2 protein-coding genes are annotated in these 1,329 nt (G+C 35.2%); both read right to left on the reverse strand.

Features of this window, described 5'->3' with window-relative positions; genetic code table 11:
- Positions 1-161: 161 nt before the first annotated feature.
- A complete protein-coding gene (locus FYJ80_RS11620; protein WP_154427066.1) occupies positions 162-359 on the reverse strand; it encodes a hypothetical protein in 198 nt (65 codons plus the stop codon).
- Between the two features lie 117 nt (positions 360-476).
- Positions 477-1,193 carry a hypothetical protein gene (locus tag FYJ80_RS11625; protein WP_154427068.1) on the reverse strand — a complete coding sequence of 239 codons (717 nt, stop codon included), beginning with the start codon at positions 1,191-1,193 and terminating at the stop codon, positions 477-479.
- Between the last annotated feature and the right edge of the window lie 136 nt (positions 1,194-1,329).

Here is a 1,329-nt window from a genome sequence, read left to right on the forward strand (position 1 = left end):
CACATTGCCGACAAATACGAGAATAACCAGTTGTTAATAATTTTCTAACTGGGGTATATGTTGCTTTGGGAAATTGATGTAAACATTTTAATTCACCGCAACGAATACATCTCCGACTAAAACCATTTTTTATTGTTTTACAATCACACATAAAAAGTTCATCACGAATTTTCAGAAATTGATAACAGCATAATATCAGCCCGACAAAGGCCATCCTCAACAAAATCTAAAAGAAGTTGCAAAACAGTAGAATCGGGTAAAATATGTTCAGGGACACCAGTATTTATAAACACAGCCGTATTTTTCAAATGATTAAGTAGATCTCTTACATCCATAATGGAATAATTTTCATTAGTCATAACTTTAATACCTTACATTAAGTTTTGATTAGTGAGTTGATAGTGTTAGAGCACTATCAGCTCATGTCTATTTGATCACCACAAACAAAATAATACAATTATATTTATCAATTATTTTTATCGAGTGGGACCCCTTCCCCCATAGAATGGGACCCCTTCCCCCATAGAATGGGGCCCCGCATCCCCACTCGATAAAACAAAATTATTAATAACAGATGTAATTAACAAAGGATTAGATTCGGCAATATTTAAAATCATAACCTCAGCTTTACATTTACGAATAGCCTTCCATTGTTCAACAGTTATAGTTGCCAAAGTATAAGCGGCCTCATCATCAGCCTTTTGTGCTAATTCCTGATCATTTAATTCTTTTTGTAAACCTAATAATTTCCGAAGGCCATTGGACCAATACAATTGTCTTTTACCTTTAAAAGCAGCCGAATAAACAAGAAACAAACCAATTGCACGTTTTGGAGGATAATCCAAATCATCACCATCAAGAATACAACGTAACAATCCCCAAGGAGTTAAACCTTTATTTTTTGCTTGTTTCTGATTAGCTTTTGTCATTTCATCTTCAATACCCCACTTACCAGCATAATCAGCAGCAAAAGAGCCATCCTGAACGTGACAGCCATGTAATCGACTAGGTTCAGGCAAACCAGCCAAACGGCAAGCACGAACCCACGCGCGATAATAGACAAAATCAAGTAATCCCGATTCAGTTTCTTTATTTGTAAACACAATCATATGTACATGAGGATGAAATCCATTTTCACCGTGAGTAACTTCCAACGCACGAATAAAACCAAAAATCTCTGATTCTGGACTCAATTTTTTTTGTTCATCTGTACAAACTTGATCTTACCATCATCGTTTCTATATCTAATGTTTAATCTTCTTGCCTGTTAATCTATACACTTCCTCGTAATTATTCCCTCACCTTATTCATAATTATCGCCTCTACCTA

This window comes from Bullifex porci (assembly GCF_009695635.1).
Taxonomy (GTDB): Bacteria; Spirochaetota; Spirochaetia; order Sphaerochaetales; family Sphaerochaetaceae; genus Bullifex; species Bullifex porci.

Excerpts from the sequence above, each read along its gene's own strand:
- FYJ80_RS11620 (WP_154427066.1), bottom strand. The coding sequence starts at position 359 with ATGACTAATGAAAATTATTCCATTATGGATGTAAGAGATCTACTTAAT.